Genomic DNA, 17,850 nt, shown 5'->3' with positions numbered 1-17,850 from the left:
CAGTTCTCATCATCGAACACCGGCGGTTGATCTTCGGCCTCGCCGAGCGGCCGCGAATAGATTGTAGCAACCGGTATCGCCCAGCTCATGGAAGGGCGCTCTGTGAGCTTGCTATATTCAAATCGATGCCCGAACCGAAACCCGCCGTTCAGGGAGAAGGCAAAAAAAGCTGGACTCTCGTGACTGAGGTCTGGCGCTCGGTCTTCCCGCGTCCGATCGTGCCGCGGACCGAACGCGAGCAGCGGCGCACGATCATCGAGTACTTCTTCCTCCACATGCGACCGGTGCGGGTGCGAAAGAGCACCCTCCGGTACACGCACACCTTCGGCCTCGGCGGGAGTTCGCTCACCCTGATCGGGTTGATGGTCTTCACAGGTGTGCTGTTGATGCTCGCCTACGAGCCGAGTCCCGAACGAGCGTACGACTCGGTCGCGGGTCTCCAGGATCAGTTCGCCTTCGGCGGGTTGGTGCGGAACATCCATCACTGGAGCGCCAACATCCTGGTGGCGGTGGTCCTCCTGCACATGCTGCGGGTCTTCTTCACGGGTGGCTTCCACGGCCCGCGCCGCTTCAACTGGGTCATCGGCCTGGGGTTACTCGCCGGCGTGCTGGCATCCAACTTCACGGGCTACCTCCTGCCGTGGGACCAGCTCGCATATTGGGCGGTCACGATCTGCACCGGGATGTTGGGATACGTTCCGTGGATCGGCGAATGGTTGCAGGGCGTGGCACGTGGTGGTGCAGAAATCGGGCCCACCACCCTGGTTATTTTCTTCGCCTTTCACACCACCCTCGTGCCGGTTGCCCTGGTGGTGATGATGGGCTTCCACTTCTGGCGGGTGCGCAAGGCCGGAGGCGTGGTGGATCCTCGACCGTCTTCAGAGGTCGCCGAACAGAAACCTGAGCTGGTTTCGACCCTGCCCGAGCTCCTGACACGCGAGCTCGCGGTTGCCCTGGTTCTGATTGCCTGCGTGGTTGCACTATCGGTGTTCGTCGATGCGCCGCTCGGCGCTCCGGCAAACCCTGGGATGAGCACCAATCCGGCCAAGGCGCCGTGGTACTTCGTCGGCTTCCAGGAACTGCAGCTCCACTTCCATCCTTTGATTGCCGTGGTTGTCATTCCCGGCCTGGTTGCGCTGGCATTGCTCGGAATCCCGTACCTGCGATATCCGGAAGAACTCTCCGGGCCGTGGTTCCTGACCGAAATCGGCAGAAAAAGCTCAGTCCTCGCGGCAGTGGTTGGATTCCTTTCCGCCGCAGTACTGGTTGTCCTCGACGAGTTCGTTCTCCAGCCCGGCGCGGGATTGCCGTCGCTGGTCAGCAGAGGGCTGGTGCCGTTGGCGTTGATGGCCTTTGGGTTGATTGGATTTCGATGGTTGCTGATCAGGCGGTTCGGCGCTGTCAAGGCGGAGGTCGTGCAGGCGGTTTTCGTCCTCATCCTGGCTGCGCTTGCAGCGTTGACTGTGACCGGCGTTTGGTTCCGAGGTCCCGGTATGGCATTGGTTTGGCCATGGGGATGAGGCAATGATTAGGCAACACCAAAACCTTGCGCAGAGGAGAAAAGGAGAAGAGGAGCAGTGGGACTCTGCACATTCTCTTCGTTCCCCTTTTCCCCTTTTCCCCTTTTCTCCTCCGCATGAGTTCACGGGGCACGTCACCGTCGGAAGGTCCCTATGACAGAGGGTCAAAGGGGATCGCGACGGAGCTTTCTCTGGAAGGCGTGGTTGCTGCTCGGGGGAGTGGCCTTTGCCGAGGCAGTGTGGATCGTCACCGATTTCTTCAAACCCCGCCGGAACCGAAAAACGGCTGACGAAGGCGGTTCGGTCGTGGTTGCGGGGCCGGTGGACCGCTTCGAACCGGGATCGGTGACTGCTTTTCCCGAGGGCAAGTTTTATCTCGCGCGGCTCGACGACGGTGGTTTCCTCGCACTCCATCGCGAGTGCACCCACCTCGGCTGCACCGTTCCATGGATCGACGCCGAACACCGCTTCGTTTGCCCCTGTCACGCGTCGTCATTCGACATCACGGGCAACGTCCTGAGCCCGCCGGCGCCGCGGCCGCTGGACACCTTTCCGGTGCGCATCGAGAACGACATCGTGAAGGTCGATGTCCGGCAGGCTGTGAGGCGCCGGGCCTTCTCGGAATCGCAGGTGGTGCGGTCGTGAATTACTCACCGCTCGAGCGCTGGCAGCTGATCGGCGTGGTCGCTTCCGCGGTGATCGTGCTCAGCGTTCCGGCATGGCTGATCCGCGTGGGGTCGGCGGCAAACCGTGAGGAGGTGGCGGACGCCGGGCCCGGATTTGTCGGGCGCGAAGCCTGCCGGCCGTGCCACGAAGCGGCGTTCGAGAGCTGGAAGGGCTCTGACCACGACCTGGCGATGGACGTGGCGACAGAGGAGACGGTATATGGCGATTTCGGTGACACGCTCTTCACATCGAAAGGGGTGACTTCGGCCTTCTTCAAGCGAGATGGTCGGTTCTTCGTCAACACCCAGGGACCGGACGGGGAGATGGCCGACTTCGAGATCACTCACACCTTCGGCCACGAACCGCTCCAGCAGTATCTGGTGCCGTTCCCCGGAGGGAGGCTCCAGTGCCTCACGATTGCCTGGGATTCGGACCTGAACGAGTGGTTCGACCTCTATCCGGATCAGGAGATCCCGCCCGACGATTGGCTCCACTGGACTCGCGCAGCTCAGACCTGGAATGCCATGTGCGCGGAATGCCACTCGACCGACCTGCGAAAGAACTTCGATGCGTCGACCAGCACCTATGACACCACCTGGTCCGAGATCGACGTCAGCTGCGAGGCGTGCCACGGTCCTGGCTCGGATCACGTCACCTGGGCCGAGATCCAACCGATGGCCCGCCCGGAGGTCGACTATTACGGTCTGGTTGTGCCCACCAGTGGGATCAGCTCCCATCAGCAGGTCGAGCTTTGCGCACCGTGCCACGCGCGACGCACCGAGCTTGGAGATTGGAACCACACGACCACAGCTTTATTCGACAGCCATCTGCCGTCACTGCTCGATGAGGGCCTCTATTACGCCGACGGACAGATCCTCGAAGAGGTCTACGTCTGGGGTTCCTTCACGCAGTCCAAGATGTACGCCAATGATGTCCGCTGCTCGGATTGCCATGACGCCCACAGCTTGAAGCTCAAGTTCGACGGCAACGACCTCTGTCTCCAGTGCCACCGAGCCGACGCCTACGACACCGCGGACCACCACTTCCACAAGAAAATTCACCAGGGCAAGCCCTCCGATGGCGCCCTGTGCGTCAAATGCCACATGCCCGAGCGGCCGTACATGGTGATCGATGAACGCGCGGACCACAGCCTTCGCGTGCCGCGGCCGGATCTCAGTCAGGAACTCGGCACCCCCAACGCGTGCTCCCAGGGAGGGTGTCACGACGACAAGCCTCTGAGCTGGTCGGTGGACGCATTCGAGAGGTGGTACGGCCTGGCCAAGAAACCTCACTATGGACCGACGATCGCCGCGGGCCGAGAGGGTCGTCCGGAAGCACGGGACGATCTCATTCGGCTTGCCGGTGATGAGCTGTATCCGGCGATCGTGCGTGCCACCGCGCTCTCGCTGCTCGGCCGGTACCCGGGCGAGGAGAGCACACGTGCCTTTGCGGTGGCGCTGGCTGACGCTGAACCCTTGATGCGCTATACGGCCGTCAGCAGCGTGGTTGCCGCCAGCCCCGGAGAACTCGTCGGTTTGGTGGCGCCTCTGCTTTTCGATCCGATGCGGGCGGTGCGGATGCAGGCTGCGGTGCAGCTCGCCGATGTGCCGAATGAGATACTGAAGCCGTACCAACGCGAGGCCCTTGCCGAGGCTCTGACTGAGTACCGGCAGGCAATGGAGTACTCCCTCGATTTCGCTTTTGCCGGCCACAATCTGGGGAATCTGGCTGCGCGGCTCGGTGACGCAGCCGAGGCCGAGCGGTACTATCGGATCGCGATCGCGATCGACGATCTCTTCTTTCCCGCCAAGGCGAACCTCGCCGTGCTGCTGAACGCGCAGGGCCGCAACGAGGAGGCGGAGGCGCTGTTGCGCTCGATCCTCGATGCCTATCCGGAGCAGTACGAGGTGGCCTACTCGCTGGGTCTTCTGCTGGCCGAGATGGGCCGGTACGCCGAAGCGGAGGTCTTCCTGGAGCGGGCGGCGTCCGGCATGCCGGAGCATCCTGGTGCGGCGCGCAATCTGCGGGCTATTCGTGAGTACCTGGCGCAGGTCGAGACCAATTCAAAGTCGTCGAACTGAGGGCCGCCGTCTCACCCAGCGAGTTCGAGCAACGACACGCTCGAGCGCTACCGTGCGGCTTCGTTGCGCGAGGTGGGGTATGGTGCTAAATTTCCCTTTCCGCGGAGTGGAATACGCTTTGATTCACTAGAGTTTGACCTCGTGAAAGGAGATCGGAAATGAAGAGAGCACTTGGATTGGTATTCGTGCTGGCCCTGATCGCGGCGCCGGCGGCAGCTCAAAAGGTCACCATCGACTTCGCCCACGATTACGACTTTGGCAGCGTCAAGACGTTTCAGTACGTTGACACCACGGACAGCAATATTCAGGGCAATCAGATGATGGCAGATCGCGTCGCCACCATGATCATCAAGGAGCTCCGCGAGGGCGGCCTCGTAGAGGTGCAGGAGAATCCTGATATCTTCGTGACCTACCATTACACGACCGAGAAGCGGTCGAGCTATACCACCACCAACTACGGCTACGGCGGATACCACGGCGGTTGGTACGGTTGGGGCGGCAGCATGGGAAGCTCGACGACTCAGCAGCAAACCTACACCGATGGAACCCTGATCATCGACGCATATGACGCGACAGACAAGAAGATGGTCTGGCGCGGCACCGGCACAGTGACGGTCAAGGCCAAGCCGGAGAAACAGATCAAGCAGGTCGAGAACATCCTCGATAAGCTCGGCAACAAGTGGGACAAGATCCTCGCCGGCAAGGGCAAGTAAGCCAGATCCCGAAAAATTCTGTCATCAGTCGCCCGGTCACATTCGTGGCCGGGCGTTTTTTCGGACCTCTAGCCGTGGACCGCCGGCCTCAGATCCCAAGCCTCAAGCCTTGGGACGCCTACCAGCGAAATCGAAGGTAAAGACTGAAATCGTCGAGATCGAGGTCGATGATCGCGGTCAATAGGTCCTCCTCCGGACCCTTGATGGACTCCCAGTCAACGTCGATGGCGGAGTAGTTGATGGCCGCGCCGAACCCCCAGCGCCTGGTGGAGAGGTACTCGGCCGCCAAGCGGCCGATGTACTGGCCGCCCTTGATATCGCTGATCTTCACCTCGAGCCAGCCGACCTGGGCCTTGAGGCGCCATCGTTCGCCGAGCATCCTCCGGTACTCGAAGTTGATGTAGGGAAGAGGGGCGGTGCCGTCAATTTCCGCTTCGAGCTCGCTGCCGTCCGCCCTCAGGATGGTCCTCAGGCCCATTGAGCGAATACCGAGCCCGATGCCACCCGCCCACCTTTCCTTGATCCATGGGTAGTAGGTGTAGTCGGCCGAGAGGCTGCGGATGTCGAAGTCGAGAGTGACCTCGGCATCGATAGGGATGATTTCGCCGCCCCACTCGATTTCCTCGAGCACCTGGGTCACCGACCCTCGGTTGATGTCCTGCCAGCGGACGCCGAGGCGGTGTTTTCGCGCGAACTGCCACTCGAAGGAGAGCGACGGTACGGTCTTCTTGTCCGGCAGGCCGAGATCGTCCTCGAAGCTGAGCGTCGTACCCTTCCCTTGGCCCTCAGAGTCGAGCCGGATCGTGGTCGCGGAGCGGACCCAACTTCCCTCGAGCTTGATGTTGAAAGTGTCGAAGAGTGAATCGGACATTCCCTGTGCCGCCGCAGGTGCGGTCCCCAAAGTCACGGTGACCAAAGCCAGACATGCGATTCGCCTCAAGATCAGCCCTCCCGGCCACTTGGTAGTCTCACTTACGGTAACAGAACTCCAGTCCGCACAACCCGCCATCCTGGAAGCCTTGGCTGAATCCACCGGTCGTGGTGACCCGCCCCCAGTTTATGCGACAACCATTGTGTTAGGGCCGTAGCATCCAAATCCAGAATAGAAAGAGAAACGCCCGACCGTGGCTGCGGCCTGCGGCCGGGCGTTTTTTGCTTGCACGGTGATAAAGGCTTCCGAGCCTTTACTCAACGAGCTCCACTGCAAGGACTGACACATCGTCGGCGAAGGACGGCCCCTCCTGCCAGGCTCGCACAGCGTCGAGGAGGGTCGGCAGCCCGTCGTCGAGGTCGTTCCCGAAGAGTTCGCGGAGCCGCTCGCTCAACCGCTGCCCGCCGAACTGCTCGCCGTCGGCGGCCGCTGCCTCGGGAATGCCGTCCGAGTAGAGATAGATGCGATCGCCGCGTGTGAGGCTGATGCTCCGCTCCTCGTAGACACTGGGTTTGATGATCTCGGGGATCAGCGCGACCGGCGGTCCGGTGCTCGACCCCATCTCCGGCTCCCGGTTCGGTCCGACCACGATCAACGGCTCGTGTCCGGCTGACGCGTAGCAGAGCTCGCGGCGATTCAGATCGAGCACTCCGTAGACCATGGTGAAGTATTGGTTGGTACGCGTGTCATAGGGAAAGCGCCGGGAAAGGACCCGTAGGACCTCCGCCGGTGTGGCAATCCGCCGCTCTTCGGACGCCGGATCGGTCCGCCACAGCACCGACGATGCAGGGTCCTTCGACAGCAGCCGGCTGACTGATACCGAGAGCAGTGACGACGGGACACCGTGGCCGCTGACGTCGACCACGTAGATCCCGACCCTGGATTCGTCGAAGGGCACGATGCCGAGGGTGTCGCCGGCGAGCTCGTCGCAGGGCACGTAGCGCCAGGCGAAACGCGCGCCCTCTATCTCCACCGCCTCATCGGGCAGGAGGGTGGCCTGGATCCTCGCCGCCGCCTCGAGATCTCCCTTCATCTTGCGATTGGCGGCCTCCGTCGCCTCCTTGGCCACTGCCAGCTCTTCGCGCTGGCGTTTGATCTCGTCGTAATTTCGCCTCAGCTCGTCCTTCTGCTGCCGAATGGCGGCGATCATTTCGTTGAAGGATGCCGTGAGCCGTCCGAGCTCGTCCTCGCTGCGAATCGTCAATCGGATGTCCTCGTCGCCTTCGGCAAATCGTCTCGACGCGTTGTCGAGCTCGATGATGGGCTCGACGAAGCGTTTGGCTGCGAACCACGAGATGCCGAGAATGAACAGGGCGAGAACGGCAGACGCTTCGGCCATCCGGCGGACGAACCGGCGAACAGGAACGAAGGCCTCTGCGGTGTCCATCTCGGCCACGACGACCCAGTCAAGGCCCTCGATGGTCAGCGGTTCGTACGATGCCAGGACCTCCTCGCCCCGGTAATTGGTCGCGACCGTGGTGCCGGTCTTTCCTTCGAATGCCGCCTCCACCTGTGGAGTGCTGACTTTCAGCAGGAGAATGGTGGTCCCGCAGGTGACAATTCGCCGCCGGAGCTCTTGCGAGAATTGGGCGGCTCCACCTCCATCGACGAATCCATCGGGGTTTTCGAGGAAGAATCGCGAGTCCGACCGGAGGAGATGATCGCTGCCGACGATGTACGCCTCTCCGGTTTCGCCGAGGCCGTGGTCGCGCCAGTGGCCCCGGCCCGTCATGATCCCGTCGAGTTGAGCGCCGGTCAGCTGGAGTACCAGGACGCCGATTCGCTGGTCGCCGTCGAAAACCGGTGCTCCGATGAACGCCATTGGAGTGTTCAGAGACGGGCGGTAGAAGGCAAAGTCCACCAGGCATACGCGGTGATTCAGAGGCGCCTCGACCGCCGCGCGGTAAGCGGTTGCCAGGTTCGAATTCCGGTAGGGCCCCTGCACGAGACTCGTCGCCAGAACCGGCTCCTTGTTCACCGTGTACACGACGTTGCCTTCGAGGTCGATCAGCAGCATGTCGTGGTACCTGAACTGGCTGGTGAACTCCCTCAGGTCGGGGTGGAGCTCGCGGTGGACCCTGCCATAAGCGCTGGGATCGTCGGCGTCGACCAGCAGGTCCCATTCATCGCGCGGGTACGGGTTGCCCGCGATGTAGAAGGACTGCAGGTGGATTGCTTCAACGCGGGAAGGCAGCAGTTCGTCAAGGGTCGTCGCCCCACTCGACCGACCGCCAAGGGCAGGAAGGTAGTGATCGTTGTAGAAGCGGACCACGTTATCGCGTTGCTCATCGGTCGGGGCCGATGCTCCGAGGGCGTTGTAGGCGGCGCCGAACCGGCGCATCGCTCTGACGATCATCCGACTGCGGGAGATGGCGTCTGTTTCGACACGGAGCTGCCGGAACGTGACCTCGAGTTGGTCGGCCCTCGAGGCCCGGACCGAAGTCAGATGGTCGAGCGTCGCATTTCTTGCCACTGTACGTCCTCGGACGAAGCTGACAACCCCGACAAATGTCACTGCGGGGATGGTCACCGCGAGGATGAGCAGAAAAAGCTTGCGACGAATTGGAGCTCGAGAGGGCATCAGTCCGTCCCGACGGCACGGTGCCCGGTCCCGAGGTCATCTGGGCGCCCAACCCTGAAGAGCGGTTCGCCAGGACCGAAAATCTCGTAACGTGGGTTCTCGATCATGCCGAAGGGAGTATAGCGGGCTCCGACAGTCCTATCCGGCACCTCGTCTTCGCTCGGGCAGGGAATGAAAATGTGTTGACCCCGAGTTGAACCCTCCGCGCATCGGCTGAAACAGAGTCCGGCGCGAGGGCGTATGTGTTCGGAAAGCATCGGATCTCGACTGACCATTCGCGGCATCTCGAAGTGTTGTCTTGCCCCACTTCCGTCAGTGGAGACTTTTTGGGAAATTCGGTGATCAGGAGGAAACAATGAATAGTGCGTACTTGCTCTGGACGAGAAAGATGTTAACCGTGGCTTCCCTTACGGCAGTGTTCTTGTTCGGCGCCGCCTCGGCCGAAGCCCAGGATCGCGAGGGAAGGTGGGAGTTTTCGCTGGGAACGATCTACCAGCTCGGCACCTCGATCGATAGCCAGGGTCTTTCGAGCCTCGAAACCGACGACGATTTTGGTCTTGCTATCGGCGGCGCCTTCAACTTCAGCGATCGCCTTGCAACGAGGTTCGGCTTACAGTGGGCCGGCATCGGCTACGACGCCACGGCGATGGATGAGGACGGCCTCCCGGTCGACATCTCTGGCAAGTACGACTCGTTCGCTCTGTCGGCCAACCTGGTGTACTACCTCTCTGATGCTCAGCTCTCCCCTTACGTCGGTGCCGGCATCGGCTGGACGTGGATCGACACCCGGGTTCCGAACGGTCCGCCCTACACCTGGTGCTGGTGGGATCCTTGGTGGGGTTATGTGTGCTCCACGAACTACCCGACTGAGACGATCGACGCGTTTTCCTACCAGGCGTTGGTGGGTTTCCGGTACACGTTCAACAGCGACCAGTCGTACCTGCAGCTCGGTTACACCAGCCAGTGGATGGATTTCGACGGCACCAGCGGCACGCCGCGGTTTGACGTGATCACCCTGGACTTCGGCTGGATGTTTTATTGAGTATGAGCTGGCGCAGACTCGGTTCCGCTCGATGCAAAACCGGGTGACCAGGGATCCCGAGGCCCCGCAGGCTGGACGTCTCGGATCCCTGCAGGAGCATCCTAGGCGTCAATCCCGCCGATGCACAGGTACTTGATCTCGAGGTAGTCGTCGAGGCCGTACTTGGAGCCCTCGCGGCCGTTGCCCGACTCCTTGATGCCGCCGAACGGCGCCATGGGGTTGGAGATGACGCCTTCGTTGATGCCGATGATGCCGTACTCGAGCCCTTCCGACACCCGCCAGATGCGTCCCACGTCGCGCGCGCAGAAGTAGGCCGCGAGCCCGAACTCGGTGTCGTTGGCGATGGCGATCGCCTCCTCCTCGCTGCTGAAGCTGACGAGAGGAGAGACCGGCCCGAAGATCTCCTCCTGGAAGACCCGCATATCGCTGGTGACGCCAGAGAGAATGGTGGGCTCGACGAAGCTACCGCCGAGCTCCGATCGGCCGCCGCCGAGGAGGACCTCCGCACCCTTTTCGACTGCGTCGTCGATCATCGCGCAGACGGCGTCCGCGGCGGCATCGTCGATCAAGGGGCCCATGGTCACGCCTTCCTCGGCGCCGTCGCCGAGCTTGAACTGACCCACCGCTTCGGCGAGCTTCTCGGAGTACGCCTCCATGACGCTCTCCTGGACCAGGATCCGGTTGGCGCAGACGCAGGTCTGGCCGGCGTTGCGGTACTTGGAGGCGAGGGTTCCCCGAATCGCGTTGTCGAGATCCGCGTCGTCGAAGACTATGAAGGGCGCGTTGCCGCCAAGCTCCATTGATGTGCGCTTCATCGTCCGGGAACAGTCGGCCACGAGCTTCTTGCCGACCTCGGTCGAGCCGGTGAACGTCAGCTTGCGCACGGTAGGGTTGGAGGTGAGCTCTTCACCGATCGGCCCTGTTCGACCTGCCAGCACATTGATCACTCCGGCCGGGATGCCGGCGCGATGGGCGAGCTCGGCCATCGCGAGGGCGGAGAGAGGTGTCGCGGTCGCCGGCTTGCAGACGGTGGTGCACCCCGCCGCCAGGGCAGCTGCGACCTTGCGCGCGAGCATCGCGTTGGGGAAGTTCCACGGCGTGATGCAGGCGACGACACCGACCGGCTGCTTGATGACCACGATGCGCCGGTCGGTGGCCGGCGGCGGGATGACGTCGCCGTAGACCCGCTTGGCCTCCTCGGCGAACCATTCGATGTAGCTCGCGCCGTAGGCAATCTCACCTCGCGCCTCGGCGAGCGGTTTTCCCTGCTCGGCGGTGAGGATCTGGGCGAGATCCTCCTGGTGCTCCATCATCAGATCGAACCAGCGCCGCATCAGGACCGATCTTTCACTAGCGGTTTTCTCGCGCCACTCGATCTGCGCTCTCTCGGCCGCCTCGACAGCCCGGTGGGTTTCTTCGCCGCCACACCTCGCAACCTCGGCAATGGTTTCGCCGGTCGCCGGGTTGGTGACGGTGAAGACCTCGCCGCTGTCGGCGCCGATCCATTGCCCGCCAATCCAGGCGAGCGACCTCAGCAAAGAACTTTCGGTGAGCTGCATTCCGGTGCCTCCTTACGGTGTTTTCCATCCCACCGTGGCTGCGGCTCGAAATCGGTCGAACCCTCGCTAGGATATATGACAACCGGGGGCTCGGGGAATGAAGTGCATCGATACAATTGCGTGGTCTCCGGGGTCTGGTTCGTACAGCCGATAACGCGAATCATGTTTGCAGCAAGTGCGTGGTGCGCGCGGTACGAAAAGGCTATGATGCGTGAAGGGCGATCACCAGGGAGGTATCTCATGTCCGAGATTCCGGGGCGGCGCGCGTTCACGATGGTGATCTTTGCTGGAGTGTTGGCCGTGATGTCGGCTGTGCCGGCCGAGGCCCAGCGCGACTTCGAGCCGCTCTTCGACAAGTTCAACTTCAAGCTCGAAGCAAGCTGGGTTGGGCTCACGACCGACATCCGGCTCGACTCGGAAGTCCTCGGCAGGGGCACGACCCTGAGCTTCGAGGACGACCTCGATCTCGACAAGAACCAGGTCATCCCGAGCCTGAGCCTCCAGTGGCAAATCGCCAAGAAGCACAAGCTCGGCGTGCGCTGGCAGAACATCAATCGAGACTCTTCGTCGCAGGCCCTGACCGAGATCCAGTGGGGCGACGAGATCATCCCCATCGATGCCGACATCACGCTCGGTTTCGACATCACTCAGGCCTTTATCGACTACGCCTACTACCCGTGGGTCAAGGACCGCTGGGGGGCCGGCTTCGGTCTCGGTTTCCGATGGATGGATATTCAGGCGACGTTGGCCTATCGCGGCGAGGGAGAAGACGACGTCGTCGAGGGAAGTGGTGATGTCAAGGGTTCCGCCCCCCTGCCGTACATCTACTTCGAGTATCGGCGGCTCTTCTCGGACAGCTGGCGCTTCACCACCGGCTTCGGCTGGCTCTACGTCAACATCGGGGACGTCGAGGGTGGCCAGTGGATCGGCCGGGCGCAGATCGAGTACCTGACGGACAAGCGGTGGGGCTTCGGCGCTTCCATCAACATCGCCCAGGCCGGTGTGGACTGGGCCGCCATCGCCACCGAGGAGATGGACATTCTCGACGCCCGGATCGATCTGGACATCAACGATTTTTCGGTCTTCCTACGGGTGAGGTTCTAGCTCCGCAGTTCAGAGTTGAGAATTGAGAGTTAAGAGGTGCGGACGCCCTTTGTGCGCCGTGATTTCTCTCCACCAAATCGTCGCCATACGTCTCCCGCCCGCCCTTGTTTCACCACCAAGACGGCAAAAACACCGAGGAATTCTTTTGTTATCGGAAGCTATCGGTTCTTTGGCTCAGACGACGTCTGGAAAAATCGGCCGCGCTTCCTGATAAGGCAGGGAAACACTCGTTCAAACCGCTGCGGGTTCTCTATGACGTCAGCGTCGTGGCCCAATCATTGGGCGGCACATGTGGAGCTATTCGCCGATCATCAATTCGTCGATCACGCCGACGACGACCGCGCGAACCGGAGCATCCGGGGCTTCGAGAACCTGTCGGGCGCCGTTGCCCTCGTCCAACACGAGCACGGTTTCGCCCGCGCCAGCCCCGACCACGTCCACCGCAATGAGATCAGTGCCGGTGGCCTTGCCGTCGGTGTCGAGGAGGTCGACCAGGAGCAGCTTTCGATTCTCGAACACCGGCACGCAGATGGTGGACACAATGGTGCCGGCAACGCGTCCGATCTTCACCGTGACCACTCCTCGACCGCGTCGACAATGCCGACGATGGCGTGGTCGACGGGTCCCGGTGGCGGCGGCAGGGCGAGCGAGGCCTCGCGGCTTGCGACCACTGCGACCAGGTCTCCGGGGGCAGCCATGGCCACGCCGTCTGCGGCCACCACCGGACGCCCGCGAGGTTTCAGCGTGCGGTCGAGCGGTTGCACGATCAGTAGACGTGCGCCTTCGAGCCCTTCGTAGATCGTGGTCGCGACGACGGTGCCGGTGACACGGCCGAGTTCCATCCGGCTAGCCCCTGCCGCCGGTGATGCGGATCGAAAACTCGGTTGCCGCTTCGAGATTGGCCAGCATCTCGTCGTGGAAATCAGGGATCACGACCTCGGCGACGAGGGTGGAGGGGTTGTTGATGCTGGCAACAGCGGCCTCCACCGCCGCCTGTGCGTTGGCGACCGTTCCGGAGAATACGCAGTAGGCCTTGCCGCCGAGGCGGTCGGCGAGCTTGAGTTCGACCAGATCGACATCGGCCTCCTTGAGACCGCGGTCCGCGGCGCCGAGAGTGGCGGCGACGGTGGTGGTTTCGACGATGCCGAGGGCCTCGCCGGTCACCCGCCCCCGCATCCCTCGCAGGTAGCGCACGACCTCGGGATGGGCGGAGGGCAGAATGATTTTGTCGATCAGTACCTCCTTGCCGATCGTCAGTCCGGCTGCGTAGGACTCTTCGACCGAGGCGGTGTCGCCGCCGACCAGCACCAGGTACTTGCCGGGGTGGACGGTACCGGCATAGGTGACCTCGACCGGGGCGCGCTTGACCATGGCATCACCCGCGAGCACGCCGATGGCGATGGAGTCGAACTCGAGGAGGGCAATGGCCGGCTGCATCAGACGATCCTCAGCCCACCGGCCACGGTGATGCGTCGATCGCGTGAAAAGCTCCGTGGCCGGGTCAGGCCCTCTCCGGTCGGGCTGGCGATGGAGAAGGAGGTGTAGCCTTCGCCGCCGTCGCCGAGGCCGGCGAGGTTGGCAGCGTTGGCGACGAAGATCGAGACGTCGATTTCGCGTGCCATGCGGGTGATGGCGTTGACGTCGCGCGAGTAGATGGAGGCGGTGTGGCCGCAGCCGCGCTCCGCGCGAATCGCGAGGTCGATTGCATCGTCGACGTTCGGCGACCGAACCACAGGCATCACGGGCATCATCTGTTCGGTCCATACCAGGCTGTGCTCGGGTGGCACGTCAGCCAGGACGAGGCGCAGCTCGTCGCCGCCCTGGATGCCGATTTCGCCGAGGATGGCGCCGGCGTTCTTGCCGATCCAGCGGGGATTGATTCGACCCGGCTCTCCGGGCTCGCCCATTTCGGTGAAGATTACGCGTTCAATCTTTTTGAGCTCGTACTCCTTGAGCAGGTAGCTTCGATTGGAAACGAGCTGGCGGAGTAGCTCGTCGGCAACCGAGTCAACGACCATGACGACCTTTTCATCGGTACAGATGACGTTGTTGTCGAAAGAGGCGCCGCGGACGATCTCGCGCCCAGCGAGCTCGAGGTCTGCGTTGGCGTCGACCACCACCGGGGGATTGCCGGGCCCGGCGCAGATCGATCGCTTGCGGGTCTTCTGTGCCTCCTTCACGACCCCGGGGCCGCCGGTGATCATCAGGATCCGGACCAATTGGTGGTTCATGAGCCGCTGCGCGCTTTCGATCGTCGGTTCCGGCGTCGCGGTGACGAGATCGGCTGGGCCACCCGCCGAGACGACGGCCTGGTTGATCCAGCGCACGTTCTGAACCGAAACCTGTTTGGCATTGGGGTGGGCGTTGAAGACGACGGCATTGCCGGCCGACAAGATCGCGATGGTGTTGTTGATGATCGTCGCCGTGGGATTGGTGGTCGGCGTGATGGCGCCGACGACGCCGAAGGGCGCGTACTCGGTGACGGTGAGCCCGAGGTCGCCGGACCACACGCGAGGTTCGAGATCCTCGGGACCGGGGGTCTTCTCGATCACTAGGCGGTTCTTGAGGGCCTTGTCATCGGTTCGCCCGATGCCGGTTTCCTCGTGTGCCATTCGCGCCAGCTCCCCGGCCCGATCGCGCATAGCGGCGCGCACCGCGTCGATGATGCGTTGGCGCTTCTTGATCCCCATCGTGTGATAGGCCTCGAATGCCTTGCGGGCGGCGGCAACGGCTTGGTCGACGTCCGGGTAGATGCCGTCGCCCACGACAGCCTCAGTATCGGCCGGCACCGGAGGCGGTGCTTCGGCGTGGCCGCGAAGCCTCAGCCGGACCCGTTCGACAACTGCCGCGATCTCCTGCTGATCAAATGCTGCTTCCAACTGCTGCGCCTCCACTCACCGGCCGAGGTGGTCGAACCTCGGCCCAATTCGTGCTCGAAGCCCCATCAACTCGCCCACTCGCCGCCAGCCGGAGTCTTGCGGTAGACCTCTTTCCCACCGACCTCCCAGCTGTCGACAATCGCCATGATGACCGCGTCGCACGGTCGGTCGCGGGTGTACTCGGTCTGGCGCGCCGAGGAGCCGGATGCCCACAACACCACCTCCCCGAAACCTGCTCCCACCGAGTCCGCGGCCACTACGTGGCCACCGGTCTCCTTGCCATCCACCCCGAGCTCGCGAACCACCAGGAACTTCTGGCCCTGCAGGCCTTCGTCCTTGCGGCTCGCGACCAGGGTGCCGGCCACTCGCCCGAGCAGCATCAGCGCTTGCCTTTGGCCTTGGTCTCGCCGGCGGCCTCGTCGGCGCGGCCGAGGGGCAGGACGATGTCGATGTTGGTGTGGGGGCGTGCGATGACGTGGGTGGAGACCACTTCGCCGACGGTCTCGGCACCGCGGATTCCGGCCTCGACCGCCGCCTTCACCGCGGCGACGTCGCCGCGTACGATAGCGGTGACGTAGCCACCCCCAGTCTTTTCGTACGAAACCAGCTCCACCTTGGCCGCCTTGACCATGGCGTCTGCAGCCTCGACCACTGCCGCGAACCCGCGGCACTCGATCATTCCCAACGCTTCAGCCATCTCTGACTCCTTTCCAATTCGGATGCTGGATCCTGGATGCTGGATTCTGGATCGGCCCGTCCGTTCCGGATTCGCTTTGGCGGCGGCCATCTATCCAGCATCTAGCATCCAGCATCTGGTTGTGTCGTTTCGTCTCGATCAACTAATCGCCTTCTCTTCCCTCAACGCCTTCGATTGCTGCCACCGCGGCGCGCCAACCGACGTCGATGTCCCGTTCCTCTCCACCGAGATAGACGCGACCCATCGAGCCGAACGCCCGCACCTCGAGGATGTTGATTTCAGCCGCCTTTTCGGCCTCGTTTGCTGCCAACGCTGCGTAGGCGGCCGGCTCGACCTCGAGCACGTAGAGTGTCTGCTTGGGGATGATCATGTGGCCATGGCGCATGCGATTGATGAGCTGGACCTGGTGGTCGTCGAGGTGGCGAATGACCTGGCTGGAGAGGATCTGCGGTTTGCGGCGGTGCGTCTCTTCGATGCCGATTTCCTCGAGGATCGCGGCACCGGCGGCCCGGGTGTCGGCCTGTGATTCGGAGTGCACCTCGAGCAGGCCGTAATACCGCTCGACAATCTGCATCCCGGGGCGAACGTGGGTGGCCTTCAAGGCCACATCGGTGAGGCGGTTGATCTCGATCCCCGGGGAGATCTCCACCCACAACGACGCATCGCCGGCCAACGGGAGGAAACCCTGGGCGACGGTGCCGAGAAATGCTGCGTATTGAGGCTGCAGCGAATCCAGAAAAACGTAGGAGCGAAGGTCAATATGATCCACCGGACTCTCCTTCCTCGCCGGTCACGATACGGACGCCCGCTGAGGCACCGATACGGGTCGCGCCGGCGGTGATCATCTCGCGAACCTCGTCGGCGGTATGGATGCCGCCGGCCGCCTTCACGCCGACCTTGGCGCCAACCACCTCGCGCATCAGTGCGACGTCGAAGACGGTGGCACCTCCGGGACCGAAGCCGGTCGAGGTCTTGACATAGTGGGCGCGGCCGGCAACAGCGAGCCGGCAGGCGATCACCTTCTCCTCGTCGGTCAAATACGCGGCCTCGATGATCACCTTGTTGAGAGCGCCGACCTCCCGACAGGCGTCTGACACGCCAGCGATGTCGCGTTTCACCAGATCGTGCTTGTCGCCCTTCAGAGCTCCGATATTGATCACCATATCGATTTCCCGTGCGCCGTCGCGCAATGCGCGGCGCGCCTCCATCGCCTTGATCTCGGGGGTGTTGGCTCCGAGAGGGAAGCCGACAACCGACGCGACAGTGACGCCAGCATTTCGTAAACGCCTCTTCGCTCGTGCCACCCAGGAGGGGTTGATGCACACCGCGGCGAAGCCGTACTCTGCTGCCTCGTCGCACAGCCGATCAATGTCGGCTGGAGTTGCGTCCGGACGCAACAGGGTATGGTCGATGAACTGCGCCAGATCTCTCGGCACATCGACGCCGGCGCCGCAGTAGCCGAGGCGTGCGGCGCCGTTGGCAACCACCTGTGCAGCATGTTCCAGCCCCTGATCTCCTGGCTGGCCGGCAAGCGTCGCCAGAACCTGGCGGGTGACGACCTCAATGAGCTCGTTTCGATCGATCATGCTTCTGCTCCCGGCCGCAGATATCTTTTTTCGATGTCGGTGATTTTCGCTACCCGGCGGGCATGGCGGTCGGGTCCCCACGGCGTAGCCAGCCATTCGTCGACAATCTGGTGTGCCAGGCCGTTGCCGATCAGGCCTGCACCGAGGGTGAGGACGTTGGCGTGGTTGTGTTCACGGCTGTTGCGGGCGGAGGAGAGGTCGTAACAGAGAGCGGCCCGCACGCCGGGCACCTTGTTGGCGGCCATGCACGAGCCGATGCCGGCACCGTCGACGACGATGCCCCAGCGACACACGCCCGTACCGACCAGATTGGCTACCGCGTGTGCGAAGTCCGGATAGTCCACCGCATCTTTGCTTGTGCAGCCGCAATCGTGGACTGGAAGGCCCTGGTCGCGCAAATGCTCGATGATCGATGATTTGAGTTCGAAGCCGCCGTGGTCCGCACCGACTGCTATGGTTGCGGCATCCGACGGCGTACCCGAAGGCTGCTG

18 protein-coding genes are annotated in these 17,850 nt (G+C 62.9%); 6 read left to right on the top strand and 12 right to left on the bottom strand.

Features of this window, described 5'->3' with window-relative positions; all coding sequences use genetic code 11:
• The first annotated feature begins 125 nt into the window (after nucleotides 1–125).
• The 4 genes from LJE93_00620 to LJE93_00605 all read left to right on the top strand — a co-directional run bounded on the left by LJE93_00620 (nucleotide 126) and on the right by LJE93_00605 (nucleotide 4,980).
• Nucleotides 126–1,520, top strand: a complete 1,395-nt coding sequence (locus LJE93_00620; protein MCG6947408.1) for a cytochrome b N-terminal domain-containing protein — start codon at nucleotides 126–128, stop codon at nucleotides 1,518–1,520.
• A gap of 153 nt (nucleotides 1,521–1,673) precedes the next feature.
• A complete protein-coding gene (locus tag LJE93_00615; GenBank protein MCG6947407.1) occupies nucleotides 1,674–2,165 on the top strand; it encodes a Rieske (2Fe-2S) protein in 492 nt (163 codons plus the stop codon).
• Entirely contained in the window at nucleotides 2,162–4,267 is a 2,106-nt protein-coding gene (locus LJE93_00610; protein MCG6947406.1) for a tetratricopeptide repeat protein, read from the top strand. The genes LJE93_00615 and LJE93_00610 overlap by 4 nt, the downstream gene beginning before the upstream one ends.
• A 158-nt stretch (nucleotides 4,268–4,425) precedes the next feature.
• Entirely contained in the window at nucleotides 4,426–4,980 is a 555-nt protein-coding gene (locus tag LJE93_00605) for a DUF4136 domain-containing protein (protein MCG6947405.1), read from the top strand.
• 118 nt (nucleotides 4,981–5,098) lie between these two features.
• Here the strand turns inward: LJE93_00605 and LJE93_00600 are convergent, their stop codons facing one another.
• Nucleotides 5,099–5,920 carry a hypothetical protein gene (locus tag LJE93_00600; GenBank protein ID MCG6947404.1) on the bottom strand — a complete coding sequence of 274 codons (822 nt, stop codon included), beginning with the start codon at nucleotides 5,918–5,920 and terminating at the stop codon, nucleotides 5,099–5,101.
• A 244-nt stretch (nucleotides 5,921–6,164) separates the two neighbouring features.
• Nucleotides 6,165–8,492, bottom strand: coding sequence for a SpoIIE family protein phosphatase (locus LJE93_00595; protein ID MCG6947403.1), 2,328 nt, complete (start codon nucleotides 8,490–8,492; stop codon nucleotides 6,165–6,167).
• 355 nt (nucleotides 8,493–8,847) lie between these two features.
• Here LJE93_00595 and LJE93_00590 point away from each other — a divergent pair, with 355 nt between their 5' ends.
• Nucleotides 8,848–9,534, top strand: a complete 687-nt coding sequence (locus LJE93_00590; GenBank protein MCG6947402.1) for an outer membrane beta-barrel protein — start codon at nucleotides 8,848–8,850, stop codon at nucleotides 9,532–9,534.
• 101 nt (nucleotides 9,535–9,635) lie between these two features.
• Here LJE93_00590 and LJE93_00585 read toward each other — a convergent pair whose 3' ends face one another.
• The gene (locus tag LJE93_00585) at nucleotides 9,636–11,093 is read right to left on the bottom strand and encodes an NAD-dependent succinate-semialdehyde dehydrogenase (protein ID MCG6947401.1); all 1,458 of its coding nucleotides are present in this window, start codon (nucleotides 11,091–11,093) and stop codon (nucleotides 9,636–9,638) included.
• 240 nt (nucleotides 11,094–11,333) lie between these two features.
• Here LJE93_00585 and LJE93_00580 point away from each other — a divergent pair, with 240 nt between their 5' ends.
• Nucleotides 11,334–12,197 carry a hypothetical protein gene (locus LJE93_00580; protein ID MCG6947400.1) on the top strand — a complete coding sequence of 288 codons (864 nt, stop codon included), beginning with the start codon at nucleotides 11,334–11,336 and terminating at the stop codon, nucleotides 12,195–12,197.
• Nucleotides 12,198–12,494: 297 nt separating this feature from the next.
• Here LJE93_00580 and LJE93_00575 read toward each other — a convergent pair whose 3' ends face one another.
• The 9 genes from LJE93_00575 to rpiB all read right to left on the bottom strand — a co-directional run bounded on the left by LJE93_00575 (nucleotide 12,495) and on the right by rpiB (nucleotide 17,814).
• The gene (locus LJE93_00575) at nucleotides 12,495–12,767 is read right to left on the bottom strand and encodes a EutN/CcmL family microcompartment protein (protein ID MCG6947399.1); all 273 of its coding nucleotides are present in this window, start codon (nucleotides 12,765–12,767) and stop codon (nucleotides 12,495–12,497) included.
• Complete coding sequence (locus LJE93_00570; GenBank protein MCG6947398.1) at nucleotides 12,764–13,039, bottom strand: EutN/CcmL family microcompartment protein; 276 nt, start codon at nucleotides 13,037–13,039, stop codon at nucleotides 12,764–12,766. The genes LJE93_00575 and LJE93_00570 overlap by 4 nt, the downstream gene beginning before the upstream one ends.
• Nucleotides 13,040–13,043: 4 nt before the next feature.
• Complete coding sequence (locus tag LJE93_00565; GenBank protein MCG6947397.1) at nucleotides 13,044–13,634, bottom strand: BMC domain-containing protein; 591 nt, start codon at nucleotides 13,632–13,634, stop codon at nucleotides 13,044–13,046.
• A complete protein-coding gene (locus LJE93_00560; protein MCG6947396.1) occupies nucleotides 13,634–15,076 on the bottom strand; it encodes an aldehyde dehydrogenase EutE in 1,443 nt (480 codons plus the stop codon). The genes LJE93_00565 and LJE93_00560 overlap by 1 nt, the downstream gene beginning before the upstream one ends.
• A 65-nt stretch (nucleotides 15,077–15,141) precedes the next feature.
• On the bottom strand, nucleotides 15,142–15,456 hold the full coding sequence (locus LJE93_00555; protein ID MCG6947395.1) for a EutN/CcmL family microcompartment protein: 315 nt from the start codon (nucleotides 15,454–15,456) through the stop codon (nucleotides 15,142–15,144).
• A complete protein-coding gene (locus LJE93_00550; protein MCG6947394.1) occupies nucleotides 15,456–15,773 on the bottom strand; it encodes a BMC domain-containing protein in 318 nt (105 codons plus the stop codon). Before LJE93_00550 ends, LJE93_00555 begins: the two co-directional genes overlap by 1 nt.
• 142 nt (nucleotides 15,774–15,915) lie before the next feature.
• Nucleotides 15,916–16,542: a hypothetical protein gene (locus tag LJE93_00545; protein ID MCG6947393.1), complete on the bottom strand. Its 627-nt coding sequence runs from the start codon at nucleotides 16,540–16,542 to the stop codon at nucleotides 15,916–15,918.
• Nucleotides 16,529–17,209, bottom strand: coding sequence for a deoxyribose-phosphate aldolase (gene deoC, locus LJE93_00540; GenBank protein ID MCG6947392.1), 681 nt, complete (start codon nucleotides 17,207–17,209; stop codon nucleotides 16,529–16,531). Before deoC ends, LJE93_00545 begins: the two co-directional genes overlap by 14 nt.
• Nucleotides 17,210–17,355: 146 nt before the next feature.
• Nucleotides 17,356–17,814: a ribose 5-phosphate isomerase B gene (gene rpiB, locus LJE93_00535; protein MCG6947391.1), complete on the bottom strand. Its 459-nt coding sequence runs from the start codon at nucleotides 17,812–17,814 to the stop codon at nucleotides 17,356–17,358.
• Nucleotides 17,815–17,850 lie beyond the last annotated feature (36 nt).

This window comes from Acidobacteriota bacterium (assembly GCA_022340665.1).
GTDB lineage: Bacteria > Acidobacteriota > Thermoanaerobaculia > Thermoanaerobaculales > Sulfomarinibacteraceae > Sulfomarinibacter.
This window is presented reverse-complemented; position numbering and strand designations above follow the sequence as displayed.